This is a genomic window from Proteus genomosp. 4 str. ATCC 51469 (assembly GCF_003144375.1).
In the GTDB taxonomy this organism is placed as follows: Bacteria; Pseudomonadota; Gammaproteobacteria; order Enterobacterales; family Enterobacteriaceae; genus Proteus.
Window position 1 is genome coordinate 347,926 of the sequence record NZ_PENV01000002.1, and the last position, 24,941, is coordinate 372,866.

The 24,941-nt window shown below is 38.4% G+C and carries 28 protein-coding genes; 17 read left to right on the forward strand and 11 right to left on the reverse strand.

Translation table 11 applies throughout. The features are described from left to right. Positions 1-420: 420 nt before the first annotated feature. From fliZ to DK866_RS03790, 4 genes are all read right to left on the reverse strand, one after another. Entirely contained in the window at positions 421-951 is a 531-nt protein-coding gene (gene fliZ, locus DK866_RS03775) for a flagella biosynthesis regulatory protein FliZ (RefSeq protein ID WP_006533125.1), read from the reverse strand. 58 nt (positions 952-1,009) lie between these two features. Continuing rightward, entirely contained in the window at positions 1,010-1,732 is a 723-nt protein-coding gene (locus DK866_RS03780) for an RNA polymerase sigma factor FliA (protein ID WP_036912728.1), read from the reverse strand. A gap of 442 nt (positions 1,733-2,174) precedes the next feature. Then, a complete protein-coding gene (locus DK866_RS03785; protein WP_109407793.1) occupies positions 2,175-3,299 on the reverse strand; it encodes a FliC/FljB family flagellin in 1,125 nt (374 codons plus the stop codon). Positions 3,300-3,613: 314 nt separating this feature from the next. Next, entirely contained in the window at positions 3,614-4,693 is a 1,080-nt protein-coding gene (locus DK866_RS03790) for a FliC/FljB family flagellin (RefSeq protein WP_109407794.1), read from the reverse strand. Positions 4,694-5,079: 386 nt separating this feature from the next. On the opposite strand from DK866_RS03790, the gene fliD reads away from it, so the two are divergent. From fliD to fliT, 3 genes are read left to right on the forward strand one after another with little or no spacing between them, the layout of a single operon-like run. Next, on the forward strand, positions 5,080-6,498 hold the full coding sequence (fliD, locus tag DK866_RS03795) for a flagellar filament capping protein FliD (RefSeq protein WP_109407795.1): 1,419 nt from the start codon (positions 5,080-5,082) through the stop codon (positions 6,496-6,498). A gap of 19 nt (positions 6,499-6,517) precedes the next feature. Next, positions 6,518-6,916: a flagellar export chaperone FliS gene (fliS, locus tag DK866_RS03800; protein ID WP_023581844.1), complete on the forward strand. Its 399-nt coding sequence runs from the start codon at positions 6,518-6,520 to the stop codon at positions 6,914-6,916. Positions 6,917-6,934: 18 nt separating this feature from the next. Further along, positions 6,935-7,288, forward strand: coding sequence for a flagellar protein FliT (fliT, locus tag DK866_RS03805; protein ID WP_075673014.1), 354 nt, complete (start codon positions 6,935-6,937; stop codon positions 7,286-7,288). A 143-nt stretch (positions 7,289-7,431) separates the two neighbouring features. Here the strand turns inward: fliT and DK866_RS03810 are convergent, their stop codons facing one another. The 6 genes from DK866_RS03810 to DK866_RS03835 all read right to left on the reverse strand — a co-directional run bounded on the left by DK866_RS03810 (position 7,432) and on the right by DK866_RS03835 (position 10,910). Continuing rightward, entirely contained in the window at positions 7,432-7,896 is a 465-nt protein-coding gene (locus DK866_RS03810) for a GNAT family N-acetyltransferase (RefSeq protein ID WP_099660615.1), read from the reverse strand. A 164-nt stretch (positions 7,897-8,060) separates the two neighbouring features. Then, a complete protein-coding gene (locus DK866_RS03815) occupies positions 8,061-9,194 on the reverse strand; it encodes a hypothetical protein (RefSeq protein ID WP_109407796.1) in 1,134 nt (377 codons plus the stop codon). Between the two features lie 344 nt (positions 9,195-9,538). Then, a complete protein-coding gene (locus DK866_RS03820) occupies positions 9,539-9,754 on the reverse strand; it encodes a hypothetical protein (protein ID WP_006533140.1) in 216 nt (71 codons plus the stop codon). A 104-nt stretch (positions 9,755-9,858) separates the two neighbouring features. Beyond that, a complete protein-coding gene (locus DK866_RS03825; RefSeq protein WP_109407797.1) occupies positions 9,859-10,089 on the reverse strand; it encodes a DUF6500 family protein in 231 nt (76 codons plus the stop codon). Positions 10,090-10,142: 53 nt separating this feature from the next. Then, the gene (locus DK866_RS03830; RefSeq protein ID WP_208624167.1) at positions 10,143-10,481 is read right to left on the reverse strand and encodes a GlpM family protein; all 339 of its coding nucleotides are present in this window, start codon (positions 10,479-10,481) and stop codon (positions 10,143-10,145) included. Between the two features lie 258 nt (positions 10,482-10,739). Next, entirely contained in the window at positions 10,740-10,910 is a 171-nt protein-coding gene (locus tag DK866_RS03835; protein ID WP_083629098.1) for a DUF2933 domain-containing protein, read from the reverse strand. Between the two features lie 247 nt (positions 10,911-11,157). On the opposite strand from DK866_RS03835, the gene DK866_RS03840 reads away from it, so the two are divergent. The 3 genes from DK866_RS03840 (at position 11,158) to DK866_RS03850 (ending at position 13,883) form a co-directional block, all read left to right on the forward strand. Next, positions 11,158-11,808 (forward strand): hypothetical protein, encoded by a 651-nt coding sequence (locus DK866_RS03840; RefSeq protein WP_109407800.1) that lies wholly within the window; start codon positions 11,158-11,160, stop codon positions 11,806-11,808. A gap of 57 nt (positions 11,809-11,865) precedes the next feature. Beyond that, on the forward strand, positions 11,866-13,092 hold the full coding sequence (locus DK866_RS03845; RefSeq protein ID WP_109407801.1) for a hypothetical protein: 1,227 nt from the start codon (positions 11,866-11,868) through the stop codon (positions 13,090-13,092). 164 nt (positions 13,093-13,256) lie between these two features. Further along, complete coding sequence (locus tag DK866_RS03850) at positions 13,257-13,883, forward strand: hypothetical protein (protein WP_162556973.1); 627 nt, start codon at positions 13,257-13,259, stop codon at positions 13,881-13,883. Between the two features lie 464 nt (positions 13,884-14,347). Here the strand turns inward: DK866_RS03850 and fliE are convergent, their stop codons facing one another. Continuing rightward, complete coding sequence (fliE, locus tag DK866_RS03855) at positions 14,348-14,659, reverse strand: flagellar hook-basal body complex protein FliE (protein WP_072063097.1); 312 nt, start codon at positions 14,657-14,659, stop codon at positions 14,348-14,350. A 276-nt stretch (positions 14,660-14,935) separates the two neighbouring features. On the opposite strand from fliE, the gene fliF reads away from it, so the two are divergent. From fliF to fliP, 11 genes are all read left to right on the forward strand, one after another. Next, positions 14,936-16,663, forward strand: a complete 1,728-nt coding sequence (gene fliF, locus DK866_RS03860; protein WP_109407803.1) for a flagellar basal-body MS-ring/collar protein FliF — start codon at positions 14,936-14,938, stop codon at positions 16,661-16,663. After that, positions 16,660-17,658 (forward strand): flagellar motor switch protein FliG, encoded by a 999-nt coding sequence (gene fliG, locus DK866_RS03865; RefSeq protein WP_109407804.1) that lies wholly within the window; start codon positions 16,660-16,662, stop codon positions 17,656-17,658. The genes fliF and fliG overlap by 4 nt, the downstream gene beginning before the upstream one ends. Further along, on the forward strand, positions 17,651-18,370 hold the full coding sequence (gene fliH, locus DK866_RS03870; RefSeq protein ID WP_109407805.1) for a flagellar assembly protein FliH: 720 nt from the start codon (positions 17,651-17,653) through the stop codon (positions 18,368-18,370). The genes fliG and fliH overlap by 8 nt, the downstream gene beginning before the upstream one ends. Next, complete coding sequence (gene fliI, locus DK866_RS03875; RefSeq protein WP_109407806.1) at positions 18,370-19,737, forward strand: flagellar protein export ATPase FliI; 1,368 nt, start codon at positions 18,370-18,372, stop codon at positions 19,735-19,737. The genes fliH and fliI overlap by 1 nt, the downstream gene beginning before the upstream one ends. 36 nt (positions 19,738-19,773) lie before the next feature. Next, entirely contained in the window at positions 19,774-20,220 is a 447-nt protein-coding gene (fliJ, locus tag DK866_RS03880) for a flagellar export protein FliJ (protein ID WP_006533149.1), read from the forward strand. After that, positions 20,220-21,623 (forward strand): flagellar hook-length control protein FliK, encoded by a 1,404-nt coding sequence (locus DK866_RS03885; protein WP_109407807.1) that lies wholly within the window; start codon positions 20,220-20,222, stop codon positions 21,621-21,623. Before fliJ ends, DK866_RS03885 begins: the two co-directional genes overlap by 1 nt. 177 nt (positions 21,624-21,800) lie before the next feature. Beyond that, entirely contained in the window at positions 21,801-22,283 is a 483-nt protein-coding gene (gene fliL, locus DK866_RS03890) for a flagellar basal body-associated protein FliL (protein WP_006533151.1), read from the forward strand. A 5-nt stretch (positions 22,284-22,288) separates the two neighbouring features. Next, entirely contained in the window at positions 22,289-23,317 is a 1,029-nt protein-coding gene (fliM, locus tag DK866_RS03895) for a flagellar motor switch protein FliM (protein WP_088495228.1), read from the forward strand. Continuing rightward, the gene (fliN, locus tag DK866_RS03900) at positions 23,310-23,720 is read left to right on the forward strand and encodes a flagellar motor switch protein FliN (protein ID WP_006533153.1); all 411 of its coding nucleotides are present in this window, start codon (positions 23,310-23,312) and stop codon (positions 23,718-23,720) included. Before fliM ends, fliN begins: the two co-directional genes overlap by 8 nt. A 3-nt stretch (positions 23,721-23,723) precedes the next feature. After that, positions 23,724-24,170: a flagellar biosynthetic protein FliO gene (fliO, locus tag DK866_RS03905; protein WP_109407808.1), complete on the forward strand. Its 447-nt coding sequence runs from the start codon at positions 23,724-23,726 to the stop codon at positions 24,168-24,170. Beyond that, entirely contained in the window at positions 24,170-24,940 is a 771-nt protein-coding gene (fliP, locus tag DK866_RS03910; RefSeq protein WP_072068515.1) for a flagellar type III secretion system pore protein FliP, read from the forward strand. The genes fliO and fliP overlap by 1 nt, the downstream gene beginning before the upstream one ends. Position 24,941 lies beyond the last annotated feature (1 nt).

The window sequence follows — 24,941 nt, forward strand, 5'->3', positions numbered from 1 at the left end:
TTTGATTAAAGGTGGTTTTTTCTTTTATTAATCTAATGGTTATAAAAAATAGCCAAGATAGATATTTATCTTAATGCTGTGACTATTCTCACTCTTTTTATATTTATCCATCGCCGACTATTGAATTAGTAAATATACTTGTCACCAAGTCAACCAAAACCTAGAAGTTGATTGAATTATATCGTTATGTATACCTTAAAAGTTACGCCCTTCGGGGCGTTTTTTTTACTTATTAATTGCCATGCTAATGCCATATTAATGGCATACCATAAATAAAATATTGTATTTAATCATTGATAAATAAAGAAATAGAAAAACAACAAAGAGATTAAGTAAGAAAAAATAGAAAGGCATTTGAATTAGGTCAAAAGAAAAAGGAGCAGGCTAGGCTACTCCTTTTAAGGTCTCTCTTGAGCGCAATTAGTGACTGCTATTCATCGATGGTGGCTCTTGACACCAATCGAGATATTGCTCGTACTTACGTAGCGCAATATTGTAGTTACTAAATGCAGAGGGAGTGAGCTTTTTACTCAGGTCTGACTGAATTTTCTCTGTCGTAAATTCTTGACGAGGAAAATTAGTTGAAGTCAGTAATTCATCGAGCCGACGTAAACGAACCACATACTCGCGAACAGTACTGTGGCTCATCTCCGTTTGTTCAAACAAATACTGCTTAAAAGACATAATGTCAAAGTAATCAGTTTCACTATTACAGTAAATCTCACTACAAAAACGGCATAGCGCAGAAAATTTCTCTTGTAACGTTTCCCACGTTTCATCATCAATTAAATCCGTCATTTCAGAAATGGCTTCTTTATTGATAACTTGGCGATTGAATACGAGAGAGATCCGATCAAGCGCCTTGTGGCAATGTAGACAATGAGTCTGGCTGTGTTTATAGTCTTTAATGTAACGGCTTAGCGGCCGTTTCTTTTGTGTTGAAACAGACATAAGAGATAAAGCCCTGTGTTGTAGTCTTAATAAACAAAAACAAAAATAAGCAAAACTTCTATTTCTCTGGGTTTAAGCGTGCTCGCAGCCTTTTTATGGCTTGGCTGTGTAGCTGGCTCACGCGGGATTCCCCGACATTAAGCACTGCGCCTATTTCTTTCAAATTAAGTTCTTCCTGATAATACAGGGTAAGAACCATTTTTTCCCTTTCGGGAAGCAATTCTATCGCGTCTATGACTCTTTGGCGAATATCACTTTCTAATAACATCTGTAATGGATTGTCATCATGATCTTCGTCTTGAGACGGTTCACAGCTTTCACCGTAAATTTCATGCCATTCGTCATAAGAGAACAATTGGCTGTTATTCGTATCCAATAGGATCTGCCGGTATTCTGCTAACTCAATCTGCAAATGATCAGCAACTTCCTGTTCTAATGGGGGTCGTCCTAGATCCTGCTCTAATTGATGAATAGAATGTGTAACTTCTCTTGCATTGCGACGCACACTGCGTGGCGCCCAATCTCGACTACGTAGCTCATCTAACATAGAGCCACGGATACGTTGAACAGCGTAAGTGGTAAAGGCAGCACCTTGCATTGAGTCATAACGCTCAACGGCGTTTAATAACCCAATCCCACCCGCTTGCAAAAGATCATCCAATTCAACACTCGCAGGTAACTTGACCTGTAATCGTAATGCTTCATGGCGAACCAACGGGACATATCGCTCCCAGAGGCTATTTTTGTCCATCACGCCTTCGGCGGTATACAAATCACTCACAACAAAAGACACCTTTGGATAAAAGACCGGAAACCATTATCTGGCGAAATAAATTTAGCAATCGGCTGAACAGTGAAACAAAAGCGCCTCTTTTTCACCTATGCCAAATTTTCAGCAAAAATCGGGTTTTCATTGATAAATTAATTTGTCATTGCATTACGAGAACTACTTTACCTTAAAACACCCGTAGCTAATCCTTAGAAAAACCGTTAATTAAATTGATAATTTATCTCATTAAAAGAAATCGACGCATTGAATATGCATTCTGTTCATAAAAAAATAACATATAAATCATAGTATTTTATTTTGTGAGATTTTAGCGTCTAATTAGCGAGTTGAAATACTCATAAATGATTAATTAAAAAAACGATTGTTTTGATGAAAAAATACCCACTGCAAAATCTTGCAGTGGGTATAGTTTGAGGATTATTTAAAAATGGGATTAACGTAATAGAGAAAGAACAGATTGTGGAACTTGATTTGCCTGAGCAAGCACAGCTGTACCCGCTTGTTGCAGAATTTGGCCTTTGCTCATATTGGATACTTCAGTTGAATAATCTGTATCTAAAATACGGCTACGTGAAGCAGATAAATTATTCACAGTATTATTTAAATTATTAATAGTCGATTGAAAACGGTTTTGTACCGCACCTAATTTAGAACGTGCCTCATCAACTTTATTAATGGCAGAATCTAATGTTTCTAGCGCATCATCATTAACGGTTAATGTTTTTACATCAACACCAGTGCTGGCTGTAAATTCATTAGCTGTTTTTTTTGATGCTGCTTTTATGCTCACTTCATTTTTAGTTGTCGCACCTGTTAATTCAAGGTCAGATGCTGAAACTAAATAGTCTTTAGAACCAGTACCATCATGATAGATATATTTTCCTTTGACTTCTTTACCATCTTCCATATAGGTAGATAAAGTGTCACTACCTGACATTTTAATTGCACCCACGACAATTTTATCAAGCTCCGTTTGCGTTGTAATACTCGTGCCAGCTTTTTTTTCCCCTTTCTTAACTGTTGTTTCGGTATATAACTTATCGTTTCCAACACCTAAAACATCATTATCAATTTTATCTAATTTAAATTTAATCGCTTCTTTATCGTTAGTACCGACTTGAATGCTCATTTCTGTATCACCACTCAATACTTTTACACCATTAAATTGAGTTTGTTCAGAGATACGATTAATTTCAGCTAAACGTTCAGTGACTTCATTTTGAATAGAGCTAATATCTGAATTTGAATTAGTACCATTTTTAGCTTGAACAGTTAATTCACGAATACGTTGTAAATTGGTATTAATTTCGTTTAATGCCCCTTCTGTAGTTTGAGCAACAGAAATACCGTCATTGGCATTACGAGATGCTTGAGTTAAGCCGTTAATATTTGCAGTAAAACGGTTAGCAATCGCTTGACCTGCCGCATCATCTTTTGCGCTATTGATACGCATACCGGAAGATAAACGTTCAATGGCTGTGCCTAAAGCGCCTTGGGATTTATTTAAATTATTTTGGGTCACTAAAGACAGGTAATTGGTATTAATAACTTGTGCCATACAATATTCCTTCGACTTGATTTTAAAATATTTTTTCATGAATAGGTTTGTTATTACGTCACTGTAATAACGTTGCCTAAACACTATCGTCATCAATTTCGAGGGTTTTACGATTTTTGGCGTCGCGAAAATAGCAATAAAAGCCAGTCAGTTAATTTTTAAGAACTTATTGAGTTAAAAGAAAAGAGAATTAAATTGAGAAAAAAATAAAAACTAAAAAGAGTGGGTTTAAAGATAAAATACAAAAACAAAAAAAGGCCCTCTTACGAGGACCTTTTGGATATAGAAAGGTATCTTTTGTGTCAGAGTACGAATTAACGTAACAGAGACAGAACTGATTGTGGTACTTGGTTTGCTTGAGCAAGTACTGAAGTACCAGCTTGTTGCAGGATTTGACCACGGCTCATGTTAGAAACTTCTGTTGCATAGTCAGCATCTAAGATACGGCTACGTGCAGCAGATAAGTTGTTAACAGTGTTGTTCAGGTTGTTGATAGTAGATTCAAAACGGTTTTGAATCGCACCTAAGTTAGAACGAGTAGCATCAACTTTATTGATAGCGTCATCTAAAGTAGCTAATGAAGTCTCATTAACTTTAACTTTAGAAGCAGTTTTAGCATCAGTTGCAATTTCTTTGCCTAAAACAACATTTACGTTACCATCAGCATCAACTGATTTAGAAGTTACTTCATAATTTTTACTGCCTTTAGTTGCGATAAATTTATCATCTAACTCTTTAGTACCTTCTTTACGCTTAGCAACAGTTACATCACCATCTGCATCTTGAATTTTCTTACCTGTAGTACCACCTAAATCGGTAACAGCTTGGTTTGCACCTTTAGTGATTGCATCGCCTTCTTTTTCTGTGAACACTTTAAAGTCGTTCACACCCAGTTCAGTTTTATCAATTTTTTTCAGAGAAACATTGATTGCTTCGCCGTCGTTAGTACCAACATGAATTTTCATATCAGTATCTTCGCTTAATACTTTAACGCCATTGAACTGAGTTTGGTCAGAAATACGTTGGATTTCATTTAAACGCTCATCAACTTCTTCTTGAATTGATTTAACGTCTGAAGTTGAGTTAGTACCATTTTTAGCTTGAACTGTTAACTCACGGATACGTTGTAAGTTGTTGTTGATTTCGTTCAGAGCACCTTCAGCTGTTTGAGCTAATGAGATACCATCGTTCGCATTACGTGATGCTTGAGTTAAACCATTTACGTTTGAAGTGAAACGGTTAGCAATCGCTTGACCTGCTGCATCGTCTTTAGCGCTGTTGATACGCATACCAGAAGACAGACGCTCGATTGCACTTCCTAAAGCTCCCTGAGATTTGTTCAGGTTGTTTTGAGTTACCAGAGATAGATAGTTGGTATTAATGACTTGTGCCATAGCTAGATTCCTTTAAAATCAAGTCGATAAAATAAAAGTTTGCCTATTCATTTTCGGTGTTAATCACCGGCAACAAGTTTATCGGCACCCCACATACAACCTTTAACTTTTCCTACAAATATTTCTGTGTTTTTTTATAGAATTAATATCAAGTCAATGATAAACAAAGAAATTAATTTATTATTTTTTTATTAAATTTTTATCAATTTTCGTCTCAGTCCTTTTTTTTCCTTCTAAATTCGACTTTGGTCACCAATGGCAATAAAAGGCTTCTATATGGCAGCCTGTTTCACTCATCAAAAATACCAAATAGACGTAAACTTTTCGCCGATTCTACCGATAACACTTTTTGAGGATTATTTTACGAACACAGAAAGGAGACTGGTATGGCTGGTATTGCTTCACTAGGAGCGGGCTCAGGGATGCCTCTTAGCCAAACATTGGCACAATTAGAGGCGGCGGAAAATAAACGCCTTGAGCCCCTTGATAAACAGATGAAAAGCTACGAAGCGCAAATTACCGCTTACGGTAAAATTCGTGGCCAACTTGATAAGTTACAAAAAGCCTCTGAAGACTTAAAAAAATTCGACAAGATTGTTGCAACTAAAGTTGATGATGAGTTTGATGCCTTTAAAGTGACGACGGATGGTAAAGCCAGTATCGGTAACTATACCGTATCAATTAAAGAATTAGCTCATGCTCAGACACTGAAATCAAAAGCAATTCCGGATATTGAAACTCCTATAGGTGAAACCTTAGGTGAAGGGAATAAACGCACCTTAGTAATAACTCAAAAAGGTGAGAAAGAACCATTACGTATTGAGTTAACAGATAAGCAAACGTCTATTATCGAATTGCGTGATGCAATCAATAAAAAAGAGGGTAATGTTTCTGCCACTATTGTTAAAGCCAAAGATGGTGTTAACCATTTAGTTCTGACTTCTCGTAAAGAAGGAACTGATTCTCAAATGGAAATCACTGTTGAAGGTGATAACAAATTGAATGACTTTATTAGTTATTCAACTAAAACGAGTAGTGGCGCAATGCAACAAATCGTTCCTGCAAATAATGCACAAATAACGATTAATGGTATTGATATTGAGCGCCAAACTAATGAGATTAAAGATGCACCTGAAGGTATCACCTTAAATCTTAAAAAAACGACTTTTGATAATAAAGACAAAGCAGATAAGCCTGAAATAGTCACTGTTGCCCGTGATATTGAGCCAATGAAAGAGGCTATAAAGGCTTGGACAGACGCTTATAACGATCTAAATAGTACCTATAAATCTCTGACTAAATATACACAAGTAGAGAAAGGTGAAGCAGCATCAAAAGATAATGGCGTATTACTCGGCGATGGTACTAGCCGTATGATTATGTCTGAGCTAAAAAGTTTTGTGACTCGTTCTCAAGAAGGCGTTGAAATGGATACCCTAAATAAAATGGGTATTAAGTTTAAGGTCGATGGCTCTTTAGAGATCGATAATAAAAAACTGGATGAAGCGTTAAAAGAAAAACCTGCCAACGTGAAAGAGTTTTTTATGGGTGACGGTAAAGAAACAGGTTTTGGTACTCAAACCTATAATTACCTAAAGAAAACCCTGCAATCTAATGATGGTACTTTAGATATCGCCACTGATGGTGTGAAAAAACGTAAAAAAACGCTTGATAAACAAATTAAAAACACGGAACGAAACATTGCAGCCACGATGGAACGTTATAAAAAACAGTTCCAACAGTTAGATAAAATGGTCAACTCCATGACTAACTCCAGTGCCTCAATCGGCCGTTTATTAATGTAATCTTTAAAAGTAGGACACTATGTATCAACAATCAGCCAGTAAAATGTATGCTCAAATCGACGTTGAAAGCGAGATTTTAAATGCCACGCCTTACCAGCTGATCCAGATCCTATTTAATGGGGCGCTTAGCGCCCTTCGCCGTGCATTAATATTAATGGAACAAGGAAATATTGCTGGTAAAGGCGAAAATATTTCTAAAGCCATTAATATTATTGGTAACGGATTAAAACAAGGTCTGGATAAAGAAAAAGGTGGCGAGCTTGCAGAGAATCTGGAGCTCCTTTATGACTATATGGTTAATCAGCTACTCGATGCTAACTTAAAAAATAACCCAGAAAAAATTCATGAAGTCATCAAGCTCTTAACTGAAATTTCTGATGCTTGGCAACAAATCGGCACACAGATTAATTCTTATTAAATTAGAGTGGACAACAATATGGATATTATGGCGGCTTACGAGCATGTTTTAAAATCAAGTGAGCAAATGTTAACGCTTGCCAAAGATCAGCAATGGGACAAGCTGATAGAAATGGAAATGGATTATTTAAAAAGCGTTGAAAGTATCACTAAGATGATAAAACCGGCTGACGGTGAGCTGAGACTACAACAACGCCTCACAGATATGCTAAAGAAAATCTTAGAAAACGAAAATGAGACGCGAAATTTATTACGGGCTCGTCTAGATGAGCTCGGCGTGTTAATTAGACAGACTGAACAAGAGCAGAGGGTACAAAATAGCTATGGTCAGTTTACAGAACATAGTTATTATCCTGATCTCAATCTTAAATAACTCTCCTCTGCGCCAAAAGCGGTTTTATTAGCTAATGGCGTCTTTACTTAGAAAAAGTCACTCTTATTATTCAGCCCAATTTGTTATCGGTAACGTAAAAATCAACGCTTACCCTTTTCTATTTTTGTTTTTTTATTTTTTGGTTACACAGATTGTACAGATTGCACTAACACCATATCAATATGTGGAATGTTATCTTCAAGATACGTTTCTGAATCGATAACAAAGCCATGTGATTGATAAAATGAGACTAAATATGCCTGTGCCATTATTTTTATTGTATGGGTGTTAAATTGACGACACGTAGTTGCAATCGCCTCTTTTATTAACTGATGCGCAATACCACTTCCCCGCTGATTTTGAGCAACAATCACCCGCCCTATTGAAGCTTCTTTAAATGCGATACCTTGAGGCAACAGACGTGCATAAGCAATAAGTTGCTGGCCATCTTCCTCTTTGGCAAACAAGTGTAATGTATTTTGATCTACCCCATCCAGATCTTGATAAGCACATTGCTGCTCACAAATAAAAACCTGATTTCTTAATGCTAAAATAGCGTAAAGTTCATCTGTCGTGAGTTGTGAAAATGTTTTTAAAATCCAATTCATGTGCTTTATCCCGTGGTTTAAAGTAATAAAAAGCACTCAATGATAATGTAATATTATCGAAAAAAGCTTTATTTTATCGTTTTGTTTAATATAAAGAGTGAAATAGAAATCGCCCACGTAGTGTAGGCGACATATTAGCTCATAGTAATTTGATAAATAATAATTTATTTAATCACATCATAAAGTTGCTTATCTGATAAATAATCTGCAGTTAAACCTGCTGATGGATTATATTGTACGCCAACGATCTCAGAGAATGCTTTACCCTCTTTACCTAGTGAAACCTTACGTTCATCTTTACCTGTGCTTTCATGGATAGAATAGGTTTTACGACGCATTGTTGTATATTTATCTGCATCATTAGCTATATCGGTGTGATAGCCCGTAATTTGTGCATCCGTTAAAGCTAATTTATTGGCTAAATCACAGCCCCAACGGGTTAAACAAACTTCTGCAAAATGACGAACCACTAAACCCGGTGCATATAGTGCATTTTCACCTTCACTACCATCAATAGACGCATTACCTACTAATGTGGCATGACGCCCTGAAATAGGGAAAATATGCATTTTAGTATCAGTAGCAACAGTTGGGATCACGCAAGTAAACCCTTTAGAGCGCTCATCTTTCGCATAAAATCCGACATACTCTTTGACGTTTTTACCAAGTGTCACTTTTTCTGGTTGGAAATTCAGTGGACCCGGAACAGGATCGATAGCAAAAATATTCACAGGAATATCTTTTAATTGAGAGTCTGCCAACATTGCATTCGCTAGCATATGGCAAGTAATACCACCACGGCTCCAACCCACGAGGTTAACTTGTGTTGGAATAATGCCATCTTTACGGAAGATACGAATAATTTGTTGTTGGAGTTGCTGTTGAGTGACATGGCGATCGCCATAGTCATATTTGCGCCATAAAAAAGAGCCTGTTACCTTAACATCATCAATAGGAATGCCCGCTTTTTTTAGTTGGTTATACTGCTCTTCTGTCAATTTTTCACGTTGCCAATCAAAGTTACCTTTCATTAAGCAAAGCGCATGGTTGACGTTTTCTTCCCAACCACTACCAAATAGCGAACCTTTAATATCAGAGTAATTAGGGCTTTCAACCCATAAATCATCCTCTTGTAGATTACCACTACCTGGGCCATCAACAATAAACCACTGTGCGAACTCTCGTCCTTGGTTATTTTGCGCTAAAGTGGCAACTAACTCCCCTTGCCAAAAGGTAGGATTATTATTATCAAATGAGTTAGAGCCGGTACCACATAAATAAACGGTTAATACTGTCATAGTGTAAATTTCCTTTTAATAATGACTAAAAAATCAAAATAATGATTTTTATTTCCTTGTATTGAGCTATTCCTTAGCCCACCAGCACATTACCCATAAGCCTTTTTTTGTTCAATTATAAAAAATGAATTAGCAGAGTCGAGATCACATAATTGAATTTTATTTAAGTAAAAGAAATGAAAAAACTCTATCAGATCAATGTAATTAAATAATATAAATGAATTCTTTATTTTTTATTATTTCTATTAGTAAATCAGCTTATAAAAAGAACATTAAATAACCAAATTTAAATAAAAAAAATCCCACATTAAATAAATGCAGGATTTTCTATTAGGTAGAATATCTTATAAACGATTAAAAGCAACTACTCTCACCGCAGGAATATCAGCTTGTGCCCCTTCAGCAACTTCCTGACATGCTTTATCTAACGCAATATGGGGTGTGATCCCACTTTCTGTTTCTACAATTTTATGTCCGGCGTAGGTATCACCATTTCTGGAACGCACTTTATACGCAATAAACCAATATTCCATATCATCACCGTTTACGTTATTAATCATGTAATTACCATAGCGGTTTATGACTCGCTTTAATGTGATAATAATCAATAATTTTTAGTTTAATAAAATTATTTTATAAAAAAATGAACCGCATTGTAGAAAAATCAGGCGTGATATTCCATTTCTGATTGCACTAATTTTTTTATTTTGACTGCTTTTTCAAAGTGATCCAATTTATGCGTTATTATCCACCATGTTGCGGCTTCCATTAATAATTCAGGGTTGTCATTTTTATTTGCAAAAAAAGCATAAAAGGATAATCCCACGCCCTCTCCTTTGGCTGAAATCTTATCATTACATATTTGAATTATTTTTTGTTGCAGTGATTTTCTCATATTCTCTCTATTTTATTTTTTAACCTAGTAATAAATAGGAAAGAGCAAAGGCCCTATCCATGAAATTTGTTCCATAATTGAATAAGTAACCAAGCAGCAATAACCCAGCAAATCACTGCCGTAACTAGTGCCGTAAATAATTTTACATAGTTAATCATCACATAGAGTGAAATTAGATAAACCATATAAGGAATAACTGCCCACAGGCTAAAAATAATGGTGGTGCGTAACGCTTCAATAGAGCGTTCAGAGCCCACAATATAGTGTGCAATAAGCGCAAAAGTGGGAAATAGCGGAACCAATCCCGCAATATAGTAATGGCGAGATTTCGATAAAATGGCAATTAATACCACGACAAACGCACCTATCAGTGCTTTAACCAGTAATCCCATTATTTTTTCATCAAGTTATAGAAACCTTAGTACTATCATACCTATTCATATTTGTATGTGAGCTGATTTTATTTTTTGTGGTTTAAAATAGTATGATACTTTTGATGATAAAACCCACTATGCTATGTATCTAACCATAAAACAAAGATAAATATGACCGAACTTTATAAAAACTCTCACAGTAATTGTCAGCTAAAGTTTCATCAAGGCACAGCTAAATCTCATTATTTAGCTCAAAAGCAATATAAAGTCGCATTCTTAAGCATCTAAATGTGTTTTCTTTTTTTCTGGTGCCTCTGTTTCTTCTTTATTCTTACAACAATCGTGTGAACTATTTTCGCCATGATGATGTTTATGCATAAAGAGGTGCATTAACGGGCAAAGTAATAACATCAAAATAAACCAATTATCTCTTAGAAGTTCCCACATAATCATCTCCTTAAATCACGTTTAAAAAGATGATAGGGCTTACTCTAAGAGGAAGGTCTAGTATGGATTTGTTATTTAATCCGTATTTTTGTCAATTATCTTTCCTCATCTTATTTGAGCTTCTTCACAATAACTCTCTTTATAAAATTCAACTTTATTTACCCCTGCTATACTTTAATTATATTTAAGTATTGTTTACTATAAGTCGCTAATAAGATTTAAAAACTTATTTAACATGGAGGTTTCAATGAAAATATTTTTTAAAATACTATTGATGGTTTTATTTCTTACTGCCTGTTCTTCATATACAAAAATTGATAGCAACAAAAGTGGAGATATCATTAAGGTTAAATCAGCACTTATTGAAAATGATAATTTATATATCCTTAGTGATTCTACTAATTATCATTTTAAAGGTGAGGCTATTACTGCATTGAAAAAATTTGCCACATCTAAATATAATCAAAAAGTGATTTATTTTAGCGCTAGCCTAGGAATAATGGGAAGTGTTGTTAATGGTAGCTATATGATTTATTTAGATCCTAAAGATTTCACTATAGATGAACTCGATGAACTTGCCAGTACTTATCATTTTTATAGAAGCAACTATCAGTCTAATAGCGATGAGGAAATGATTAAAAATCAGATACCTAATTATGAAAATAGATTTTTTATTATTGGAAAATTTTATGCTAATGGAGAGATGGTTAATTTATCTAATAAAGATGAATTACTAGAAAAATACTCTTTACCTAAGCCTATTTTTGTTAACATTAATTATTATTCCAAACATTTAAAGCCATCAGATACATTGAAAACAATTGCAGTAATGCCATTTCAAGCGATAAGTCTTATTTTAGTAGCACCACTTTATATTATTCTGCTTAGTGCCCCCTGAACTTCAAGTTATTATCGTTAGGTTCATTTATAAGTATTTTTATTTAAGGATATCACTATGTATAACTGGAAATTTAAAAAACACTTATTATTTTCACTAGCGGCGTTGGCAGGTATTATCAGCCTGACAGGTTGTACTCATCAATCATACTTATCCTGCCCTTCCCTCGTCGGTACTTACATCTCTACAGAAACACAGGTACCATCCTTTTATATTCAGAAAGCAAAAAATGATACTTCTGATTACCTGTTTTTTTATGGGATTGGTAATAAACGATACATTGAAAAAAAAGCAATTCTTATAAAATATAATGAAGAAAATAAAGATAGTATTATAATTCCGAACTGTTCTCTGGGGGTAAACGGAGTGGGTGTACTCCGTGAAGTGAAAAAAGGCGAACCATACACTTCCATTCTTCGCTCACCGCCAGAGCCACAGTCTGATGAAAAATTTACTGGCGATCATATATTTATTTTACCTCTACATCTATCTCTCCAGATAATAAACGTAGAAAAAATCAGTAATTCTGGTGTTATGCCACCTGATGCTCAAGTGATCACTCTCCCCAAACCTGAGCCTGAGATTAATCAGGAAAATTATGAACGGGAATTAGCACTGGCGAAGGAAGAAGCCAATAAAAATAATCCTGCTGCTCAGCTTTTTCTGGCAAAAAGTAGTTATATCACGCGCTATGGATTTAAAAATTTATGGTATGCCAGCAATCATGATCCAGAAACTCGTACTTTTTGGCTAAACAAAGCACTCGCTAATGACTATGGTCCAGCCTACTGTTATCAAGCGGCTACGCACAATGATCATAAATTGGTATTTTCTGTTGATGAACGAATAAAACTGTATCAGCAAGCTCTCGCTAAAGGTAACGCCCCATTAGCTGGTGTATATCTAGCCGATTTAACCCGTGACCCCGCACAGAAAATGCAATATCTTATTACAGCAGTACGACAAGGAAGTTTTCTGGCGTTATGGCGGTTAGGAGCTCTACCTTCAGAAAAGCAAGCTACATTACCAGCAGATATCCAGAAATTAATTAAGGCTCCACCTTTTGACCAGTTAAAAAAAGTTAGTCCATCAGTGTGGAAAAGTTATGAATCAGGTAAAGATTATAAGGAATGGCGCGATAATCCATACCTATTTGATATGGAATATTATATTTCAAAAAAACAGTTATACGGGAAAACTGGAGCAGATCTCGATTACAATCAAAAGTCTCGTGCGGACTGCCTTGAACAGGATTTATTAAAGCTGTCGGATTATCCCCAATAATCTATGTATCTATGGAGTTTCTTACCCAATATACCGTAAATACATTTCAAAATAAGAATATAAGGTGTATTGGGTGATAGTAACCTGTACTAACAGATAATTAATCGATGTTATTTTTCTATATCTATGCTCAAAGCATGGATACCAATAAATATGAGATAGCTATGAAAAAGAAAATGATTATAGGCTGTATGATGTTAATTAGTTTTAGCGTTTGTGCAGAAACCGCTATTTATAACGAACCCACTCCACTCGGATTAACATGGGGAATGTCATTTAATGATTTTCAGAAGAAAACAAATTTTGTAATAAAGCCTATCGATAAATATCCCTCAACCTGTCCAATGACAGCAATAACCTTTGATGAAATTATTGATGGAAAAAAAGAAGGAAATTATAAGGTTTATTTTTATAAAAAATTCAAAGAATTAAAGTTCACAGGATTGTATGGCGTTGTCTACTCCTATGAAACAAATGATTTAAATAAATTCAAAGTTAAAGATAATAATATTATCAAAAGTCTTGATTCTCAATATAGCCAATATAAAAAAGTAGTTACTACCAGCGATGGTGGATTTCTTACTTATGATGCAAATAATATTCAACGTTCTTATTTTAGTTCTAGAGATATCATAAACCAAGATCAGAAAGTTCAATACAAGAAAAATGAGGAAGGGAATTATGATATTTCCGTGAGTTACTTCTTTTATCCTGAAATATACAGTGACGATTTATCAAGAAATATCAAAGAGATTAGAAAACAATGTAATGCATCATTAGAAACTGATTAAAGCTAAAACTTTAAAAATCGAATGGCAAGGATTGTACTTACTTTAAAAGAAAATCTAGTATGTATTTTTTATTAAATATAAAAAATATGGCTAGTTCTTATTAAACCAGCCATATCTAATATTATTCATAGTATTGCTGTTTCATAAAACAATGGGTTAAGTCACTTATTTAATAATCGCTTTTATCCGTTTTTAATACTAAGAAGAGATAAAAGAGTGAGTGGCTTTCGTATAGATATGCAAAAACGCACATCAATAAAATGATGTGTTTATCCTTTGTGCACAAATCGGGGCACTCATCACCATAAATAACAGACAATAGTATAAGTATTCGAATATTTAATTACATTCAAAGCTTATATCATCCATTCAATGACGTTGAGCGAGATGCCCCATTCTGTTTTGATTAGGTGCTTCTTTATAGCTATATAAAAGAAAAGCCACCTTTATCAAATGATAAGGTACTACACCTGCATACTCATGATTTCTTGATAAGCGGCGACCAGCTTATTACGCACTTGTATGCCCATTTGTAATGAGATACTGGATTTTTGCATATCTACCATCACATCGTTTAATTCGACACCGGGTGTACCTAAGGTAAACGCTTGCACTTTGTTGGTTGCATTCACTCGAGTTTCATTAATTTTACCCACAGCTTGAACAAGCTGAGTAGCAAACCCTGCTTGTACTGGCTGGGGTTTTGCAATATTGGATGCTTGCAAAGTCTGGATTTGCATTTTATCCAGAACACTTTCAATAGCTGGAATTGACATATAAACCTCTGCGTTAATCATCTAATTCAATTACTGAATCAATGTCATAGTAAGGAAGTGAACCAACACGCTTACCGAGTTATACCCTAACACAGGGGCTTCATTCCAAAGCGAGTAATTAACGCAAAAGTTAAGGGCTAATTACGCCATTAAATGAAACGCAAAAGGCCAATAATGAGACACCTGAGAGTAGGTTTATTTATTTGCGTAAGGGGAGTCTGTTTTGTTACGCCACGCTTTTAGTATTCATCCCGAACTACAAGGCAAGGATTGTCTATGAATGCCGAAAAAACCGACGTTGTGAACCAGAATAAGGGTTTTAACGCCATTATTAACCGGATAAAAGCCGATCCGAAAATTCCGCTAATTATTGCGGGTTCGGCGGCTATTGCCATTTTTGTTGCTGCATTTTTATGGTTACAAAGCCCTGATTATAAAGTGCTTTATAGTAATCTTAGCGATAAAGACGGTGGCGAAATTGTCACACAGTTAACACAGATGAATGTACCTTATCGCTTGTCACAAAATGGCGCGGCGATTATGGTGCCTGACAATCAGGTTCATGAATTACGCCTGAAACTCGCGCAAGCGGGACTTCCAAAAGGCGGTGCTGCCGGTTTTGAACTGTTAGATAAAGAAAAGTTCGGGATCAGCCAATTTAGTGAACAAATTAACTATCAACGTGCACTTGAAGGTGAGCTTGCTCGCACTATCGAGACATTAGGTCCTGTACAAAATGCTCGTGTTCATTTAGCACTACCAAAACCATCCCTTTTTGTTCGTGAACAGAAATCCCCTTCTGCATCCGTTACGGTGGGTCTTTTACAGGGTAGAGCGCTGGATGAAGGTCAAATTAATGCCATCGTGCATATCGTTGCAAGCAGTGTTGCAGGGATGCCCGATAGCAGTGTGACCATCGTTGACCAAAGTGGAAAATTATTGACACAACCTGATGCGTTAGGTCGTGACCTTAACTCTATTCAACTAAAATATGTTCAAGAGCTAGAAAGCCGCTACCAACAACGTATTGAAACATTACTTGGTCCAATCGTGGGTCGTGGAAATGTTCATGCTCAGGTAACTGCTCAAGTTGATTTCTCTCATACCGAAGAAACCGCTGAAGAGTACAAGCCGAATCAGCCACCTAATCAAGCAGCTGTGCGTTCAAAACAATTGAGCCAAAGTGAGCAAAATGGTGGCATGTTAGCGGGCGGTGTACCAGGAGCATTGTCTAATCAACCTGTTGCTCCACCTCAAGCGCCGATTGAAACACCAAAAGCGCAAGAAGATGAGAAAACAGATGAAGCCAATACAACGGGCACTAATCGTACATTAACGCGTAATCCAAACAGTAATAGCCGTTTAGATGAAACAACCAACTATGAAGTTGATCGCCGAATTCGTCATATAAAACGCCCTGTGGGTAATGTCGAACGTCTTTCTGTTGCTGTCATCGTGAACTATAAAACGATTGAAGATACGAAAGAAGCGGCTGAAGGCGAAGAGCCTGTTGTTGAAACTAAACAAATTCCGCTTACTGATGAACAAATTCAGCAAATTGAAGGACTTGTTCGTGAAGCGATGGGCTATTCCCAAGAACGTGGTGACTCATTAAGTGTCGTGAACTCGCAGTTCAATGATATTGAAGAGAAAGTAATTACTATTCCTGTATGGGAAAACCCAGAAATTCTTGCGAAAGCATTAGATTTAGGTCGCTGGTTATTACTTGTCATCATCGCATGGATCTTATGGCGCAAACTGGTGAAACCACAGCTTGAAAAACGCCGTGAAGCTGAAATTGCCGCACAGAAAGCCGTGCTGAAAACGAAGCTACAAGTTAAAGATGATGTTGATGAAACAGAATTAGATGACGAAGCAAGACGTAAACAAGCACGTAAACGTGTCAGTGCCGAATTGCAAAGCCAACGTATCCGTGAAATGGCAGAGAAAGATCCTCGTGTCGTTGCAATGGTAATTCGTGAATGGATGAGTAAAGAGCAATGAGTAATAACTTAACTGGAACCGAAAAAAGCGCCGTTATGTTACTAACACTCGGTGAAGACCGGGCGGCGGAAGTATTTAAACATCTAAGTACGCGCGAAGTTCAACAGCTGAGTATTGCAATGTCATCAATGCGCCATATCTCAAATCAGCAATTGATTGATGTTATGGCAAGCTTTGAAGAAGACGCTGTTCAATATGCAGCGTTGAATGTGAATGCGAACGATTACTTGCGCTCTGTTCTGGTCAAAGCACTGGGTGAAGAACGTGCAAATAATCTGTTAGATGAGATCTCTGAAACCCGTGAAACAACAACAGGTATCGAGACGCTTAACTTTATGGAACCACAAATGGCTGCCGATATTATCCGCGACGAACATCCGCAGATTATCGCAACCATCTTGGTTCACCTCAAACGGGGTCAAGCGGCAGATATTCTTGCCCTGTTTGATGAGAAATTACGTAATGACGTGATGTTACGTATCGCAACATTTGGTGGTGTTCAGCCGTCAGCATTAGCAGAGTTAACTGAAGTACTGAATAACCTGCTTGATGGTCAAAACCTCAAACGCAGCAAAATGGGTGGTGTTCGTACTGCTGCTGAAATTATCAACCTGATGAAAAGCCAGCAGGAAGAGAATGTTATTACTGCGGTACGCGATTACGACGGCGAATTGGCACAAAAGATTATCGACGAAATGTTCCTGTTCGAAAACCTTATCGATATCGACAACCGTTCTATCCAGCGCATTCTACAGGAAGTGGAATCCGACTCCTTGGTTGTGGCATTGAAAGGATGCGAACAAGAGTTGCGCGATCACTTCCTCAACAATATGTCGCAACGTGCTGCTGAAATCATGCGTGATGATTTGAATTCTCGCGGCCCTGTTCGTATGTCTCAAGTGGAAGCAGAGCAGAAAGCAATTCTGCTTGTGGTACGCAAATTAGCAGAGACTGGAGAGGTTGTTCTTCATGGAGGAGACGATACCTATGTCTGATAAACATACTGATACTAACTGGAAGCCTTGGGTTCCCAAAGAACTCACTGATTGGGCATTAACTGTCGAGGAAACGACAGAAGACGAAAAGGAAGTCGAAAAACAGGAAAAAGAAGTTGTTCAGCAACAGAAAGTTCTTGAGCAAATTAATATGCTTGATGACATGAAAGACAAGGCCCAGAAATTGGGCCACGCTGAAGGCTTTGAGGCAGGGAAAAACCAGGGTTATCAGGAAGGCTATCAGGCTGGATTACAATCAGGTATTGAAGAAGGTATTCGCCAAGGCATTGCTCAACAATCACCATTAATTAATGAGTGGCAAGGGTTGTTAGCTGAGTTTAGACATTCACTGAATGGACTAGACAGCGTGATTGCATCACGCTTAATGCAAATTGCCCTTACAGCAGCCAAAGAAGTTCTGGGTCAACCTGCTGTCTGTGATGGCTCTGCATTGCTTGCACAAATAACCTTAATGTTGCAACAAGAACAAATGTTCTCAAGCAATCCACAGTTACGAGTGAATCCAAGACATATTCCACAAATTGAAAAAGAGCTGGGTGATTCCCTTTCTGCTCATGGTTGGAAAGTGGTTGCCGATAACAGTATTCATGTGGGTGGATGCCGTGTTGTAACGAATGATGGCGATCTTGATGCCACGATTGCAACTCGTTGGCATGAGCTTTGCCGTCTTGCTGCACCGGAGGCGTTGTAATGACAGCAAGATTGGGGCGTTGGTTAGAAAAACTCAGTGAAGCAGAAGCACGTTTAAATAAAATTCCACGTGTGCGTCAATATGGCCGTTTAACCAGAGCAACAGGTTTAGTCATGGAAGCTAAGGGGCTAGTTATGCCTCTTGGCTCTACGTGTTTAATCGAACGTACCATTGGCAAAACAGTTGAAGAAGTTGAAAGCGAAGTGGTTGGGTTTAATGGTAGCCAGATGTTGTTAATGCCTTTACAGGAAGTCGAGGGATTAACACCTGGGGCTCGTGTTTATGCCCAAGCCACACCTGGAGGTGAAAATGAAGGTCGCCAATTACCACTAGGTGATGCGTTATTAGGACGTGTTTTAGATGGTTCTGGTTACCCTTTAGATGGTTTACCACCACCGGATACAGGTTATCGTGCCCCACTCATTACGCCACCGATCAACCCATTACAACGAACACCGATTACAGATGTTCTTGATGTAGGTGTACGTGCAATTAATGCATTATTAACGGTTGGTCGCGGTCAGCGTATGGGTCTTTTTGCAGGCTCAGGTGTGGGTAAAAGTGTGCTATTAGGCATGATGGCTCGTTTTACTCAAGCGGATGTCATTGTTGTTGGCTTAATCGGTGAACGTGGTCGTGAAGTTAAAGACTTTATCGAGAATATCCTTGGTACTGAAGGCCTAGCTCGTTCTGTTGTTGTTGCCGCACCAGCTGACGTATCACCACTGCTTCGTATGCAAGGTGCTTCTTATGCCACACGTATTGCTGAAGATTTTCGCGATAGAGGTAAACATGTCCTGTTAATTATGGACTCACTTACCCGTTACAGTATGGCACAACGTGAAATTGCTCTGGCTGTTGGTGAACCACCAGCAACCAAAGGCTATCCACCTTCTGTCTTTGCTAAATTACCTGCATTGGTCGAACGTGCAGGTAATGGCGTTGATGGTGGTGGTTCTATTACGGCTTTCTATACCGTTTTAACGGAAGGTGATGACCAGCAAGATCCTATTGCAGACTCAGCGCGCGCCATTTTAGATGGCCATATTGTGCTTTCTCGCTCACTTGCTGAATCAGGGCACTACCCTGCTATTGATATTGAAGCATCTATTAGCCGAGCAATGACATCGCTAATTGATAAAACACATTACCGTCGTGTACAGCTGTTTAAACAGCTCTTATCAAGTTATCAACGTAACCGAGACTTAATTAATGTGGGCGCTTATGCCGCGGGTAGTGATCCAATGCTGGATAAAGCAATTGCTCTTTATCCGTCTCTCGCGAAGTTCTTACAACAAGATATCCAAGAGCAATGCAGTTATCAAAGTGCATGTGAGCAACTTAATCAACTGATCACAGTAAACTAATTCTGAACATAATCAGAGAAAGTAAAGAGGGTTCCAATGCGGGAGCAGTCACCTTTAGTGACACTGAGAGAACTGGCACAGACAGCGGCTGAACAAGCCGCTATTCAACTGGCTCAGGTCCGGCAGAGTCATCAACAAATGGAACAGCAACTCAATATGTTGATTGGGTATCAGGATGAATACCGTGTACGTCTAAATGAAACGTTGAATTTAGGGGGGATGTCGTCAGCATCGTGGCAAAACTACCAACAATTTCTCAAAACGCTCGAATTGACTATCGAACAACATAAACAACAACTTCAACATTGGCAGGCGCAACTCGATCTTGCAACTGAACAATGGCGAGAAAAACAGCAACGACTCAATGCATTTGAGACTTTGGAGCAACGTGCCGAAGATAGCCGTAAGCGACATCTCGATCGTATTGAACAGAAACAAATGGACGAGTACGCACAGCGTAGTACTTTACGGAGAACAACTTGATGGAGATAACGCTTCTGACCATGGATGTCGCTGCAGCCTCCCCGGGAACGGCATCTGCTACCCAGAGTCAACCCGGTGATAATGCCCCGACTTTCGCTCAGCTTTTGGGTTCTCAACCCCAACAAGCACAGGGTGATAAAAAGACAGCCAATATCACAAACCATTCTACCAAAGAGAATAAAACACACTCACACTCAGATGAAGACAAAACAAAAGAAGGCGATAGTCAGCTTGCGTCTGTTTCCACCGAGTCAAACGTGATAAAAGAGCCTTCTCTAGATACATCTCAACTCACGCTTACATTGCCTGATAATGAACAATTTGCAGCGATTGTTGAAAATAGAACCGCCTCATCATTAATGTCAGCTGAAGGACTTGCCGCAGAGCTTCCCGTTCAATTAGCAGGGCTACCGGGATTAAAACGACTTACCCTTCCCTCAGAACAACTGACTCAAGCATTACAACAGCCTCAATCAGTTAAACGTGGTGAAGATTTAGCCTCATTAGCACGCTCTATTTCAAAAGATAACGATATGTCGGACTTCAACCTTACCGACAAGCTCAATCTATCGAAATCAGATGAAAAGTCACTGCTAACCCAGCTACGCCCAGAGACAGCGACATTAGCAACACAAAGTACACTTGTTGGTGCTAATCAAGCAGAAAAATCTTCTGCGAAAAAAGTCGATAGCATCGCAACACTTTTAACGCCAACAGCAGAAAAAGTGAATGCATTGCTAAACGGCAATAAGCAAGCTGTAAATGCAAAATTAGCAGACGATGTTGCGCAGCAAATGGCGGCAGGTAACCGTGTTGCAGAAAGCGACCTTCACAACACACTCACTAACTCACCTTCTTTTGCTTCACAAGGCATTACGGGCCATGCTCACTCATCAACACAACCACAAATGCAATTTTCACCAATGGCAACACAGGTTTTAAATGCACAAGTGGGCACCCCTGAGTGGCAACAACAACTTAACCAGCAAATTGTCATGTTTAGCCGTAATGGTTTACAGAAAGCTGAGTTACGTTTACACCCTGAAGAGCTAGGTTCATTGCATATCCGCATGAAAATAGAAGATGGGCAAGCACAGTTACACCTTGCGTCACAAAGTGGTCAAGTTCGTTCTGTATTAGAAAATGCCATGCATCAATTGCGTCAAGCCCTCTCTGAAAATGGGATACAGCTCACGCAAAGTCAGGTGTCTAGCGACACTAATGACAGTTGGCAACAACAAAATATGTCAGATTCCTCTCAATTTAGTGGAGATGGTGCCGATAATCATCAAGGAAGAGAGGGTAATTCAATGCAATTAGCCTCTGAACCGGCACTACAAAAGATAACCCTTACGCCTCAAGAATTAGCATCTGCTCGTGGTGGTGTTGATATTTTTGCCTAATACAAATGTATTGGGAGGACACACTATGTCAATAAACGTAAGAGTTAATGGTTTTTTCCCTATCTGTTTCTGCCATTAAAAAACAGAAATAGCGGGATAATTAAGGTTGATTTAGATGGATATGGAAGTCCACAACAGTGAACACGTATCCACTACAAAACAGGAATTTAACTGTCCATGTCTAATTACAGCAATGAACGTAAAAGCTATAGCTTAATTCTGATCATCGTATTATTGGTGATCGCCATTATTGCAGCGGCATTCGGTGGATATAGTTGGTGGGCATTGAAGCATGCTAAATCAGGTTCAGCGGGCACTAGTCAGCAAAAAGTTATACCAGCACCCGTTTTTATGTCATTAGAGCCCTTTACGGTAAATCTAATTGATGACGAAGAACACTTAGACAGAGTGCTCTACATAGGGATCACACTAAGATTGCATAATGAAGACACTCGTAAGCGTCTACATGATTATTTACCTGAAGTTCGTAGCCGCTTGTTATTACTGCTTTCTCGTCAACAAGCTAACAAGCTTGCGACAGACAATGGAAAACTCCAGCTAATGACGGATGTAAAAGAAACGCTGAGACCGACTCTCGTACCGGGAGAATCTGAACAGATCCTCTCCGATGTACTGTTTACCACGTTTATTCTGCGATAATCATTATGAGCGATAATATCCTTTCACAGGCAGAGATTGATGCTCTGCTGAATGATGACACATCAGGTGACGACGCCAAAAGCGCGAACAGGGAACCTGCGATAGCGAAGGATCCGAATGAACCGGATATTCAGCCTTATGACCCCAACACGCAACGTCGTGTGGTTCGGGAACGTTTACAGTCGTTAGAAATCATTAACGAACGCTTTGCGCGTCAATTCCGCATGGGGCTGTTTAACATGCTCCGTCGGAGCCCTGATATTACTGTTGGTGGCGTTAAAATCCACCCTTATCACGACTTTGCTCGTAATTTACCTGTACCAACGAATCTTAACTTGGTGCATTTAAAACCATTACGAGGAACCGCGTTATTTACCTTTGAACCGAATCTGGTTTATATCGCGGTAGATAACCTGTTTGGTGGTGATGGCCGTTTTCCAATCCCTGTGGAAGGACGTGAATTTACCAACACAGAGCAACGGATCATCAACAAAATGTTGAAATTGGCACTTGATGCCTACCGTGATGCTTGGGATTCCATTTTCAAAATTCAAGTTGAATATGTTCGTTCTGAGATGCAGGTAAAATTTACCAATATCACCTCATCACCGAATGACATTGTTGTTACGACACCTTTTCAGGTAGAGATCGGTTCGATGGTCGGGGAATTTAGCATTTGTATTCCATTTGCCATGATTGAACCGTTACGTGAACGACTGATCAACCCACCAATTGAAAATGTTCGTCAAGAAGATGGGGTTTGGTTAGATAGTTTAGTCAACCAGGTTCAGCATTCAGAACTTGAACTGGTCGCAAACTTTACTGACATCCCACTGCGTTTATCAAAAGTGCTGACACTTAAAGAAGGGGATGTTATCCCTATTGATAAACCAGAAAGATTGATTGCACATGTTGATGGTGTGCCCGTATTAACAAGCCAATACGGTACAGTAAATGGGCAATACGCCCTTCGTGTTGAACACCTAATTAACCCTGTTTTAAACGCTCTGGATGAGGAACAAACCAATGAGTGATGCAAATCGCCCAACTGATAATTCACAATCGGCTGAGGATATGTGGGCTGATGCAATGGAACAGCAAACTGGGAAAAGCCAGGATAATAGTTCCGATTTATTTGAACATCTTTTACCTGAAGACGATACGCTTAATCATCTATCCGATATTAATTTGATCATGGATATTCCTGTCAAATTAACGGTAGAGTTAGGCCGCACCAAAATGACCATTAAAAAATTACTCAGCCTGTCTCAAGGTTCTGTCGTTTCACTGGATGGTTTAGCTGGTGAGCCCCTTGATATTCTTATCAATGGCTATTTAATTGCTCAAGGCGAAGTTGTTGTTGTTTCTGATAAATACGGTATTCGTATTACCGATATTATTACGCCATCAGAACGTATGCGTCGTCTGAGCCGTTAATTTATGGAACAGCTTCCTTCCTTTTCCAGCCAAGGTGCGGTAAATACTACCGCGCCCGCTACAACACAAACAGTTCAAACACCTACACAACCATTGCCTGTAGGTCAAAGCCTTGCTCAAGTTAGCACGGCGCTTGCGGGCATTATCGTTCTTATTATTGTTGCTATGTGGTTATTTCGCCGTTTTGGCTTTACCCGTGGTTCATTTAAAGGAACAACAGCACAACTGAGCGTCAAAGCAAGTTGTTCATTAGGTGCAAAAGAACGTGTAGTTGTTGTTGAAATTGAACAGGAATGGCTTGTATTAGGGGTAACATCATCGCAAATAAATCTATTGCATAAGTTACCTATCCCTGAAAAAGCCTCGCAGGAAGCGACAACATCATCTACATCGCCATTGTTTACTCAAATATTACAAAAAACGCTAAAGCGAGATAAAGGCAACTCATAATGCATCAGTGTGTCACTTTTTTTAACGCATTAACGCGTTGGCGTCTCTTCGCTAGTGTACTGGTTTTAGTCTTGTTCCCAACCAGTGCGTTTGCTCAGTTTCCGAGTGTTATTACACAATCATTACCGGGAGGTGGTCAAAGTTGGTCACTGCCAGTACAAACCTTAATCTTCATTACAGCATTAGGCTTTATTCCTGCTGTTTTGCTGATGATGACCAGTTTTACACGGATTATCATCGTACTAGGATTATTACGTAATGCATTAGGAACACCATCAGCACCACCAAACCAAGTTGTTCTTGGTCTAGCGTTGTTTATGACCTTTTTCATTATGGCACCGGTTTTTGATAGAATTTATCAAGATGCCTATATGCCTTTTAGTGAAGATAAAATCTCCTTTGAACAAGCGTTAGACAATGGTTCAAAACCCCTGCGTGAATTTATGATGCAACAAACGCGCGAAACAGATTTAGCTCTATTTGCACGCCTTGCAGATGCCCCAGCATTTGAAACACGCGAAAGTGTACCTATGCGTATTCTAGTTCCTGCCTATATCACCAGTGAGCTAAAAACCGCATTTCAAATTGGTTTTATGATTTTCATTCCTTTTCTTATCATCGACTTAGTCGTTGCCAGTGTATTAATGGCGCTCGGTATGATGATGGTGCCCCCTGCAACAGTCTCATTGCCTTTTAAACTTATGCTTTTTGTTTTAGTTGATGGTTGGCAATTAATACTGGGCTCACTTGCACAAAGCTTTTTTAATTAGC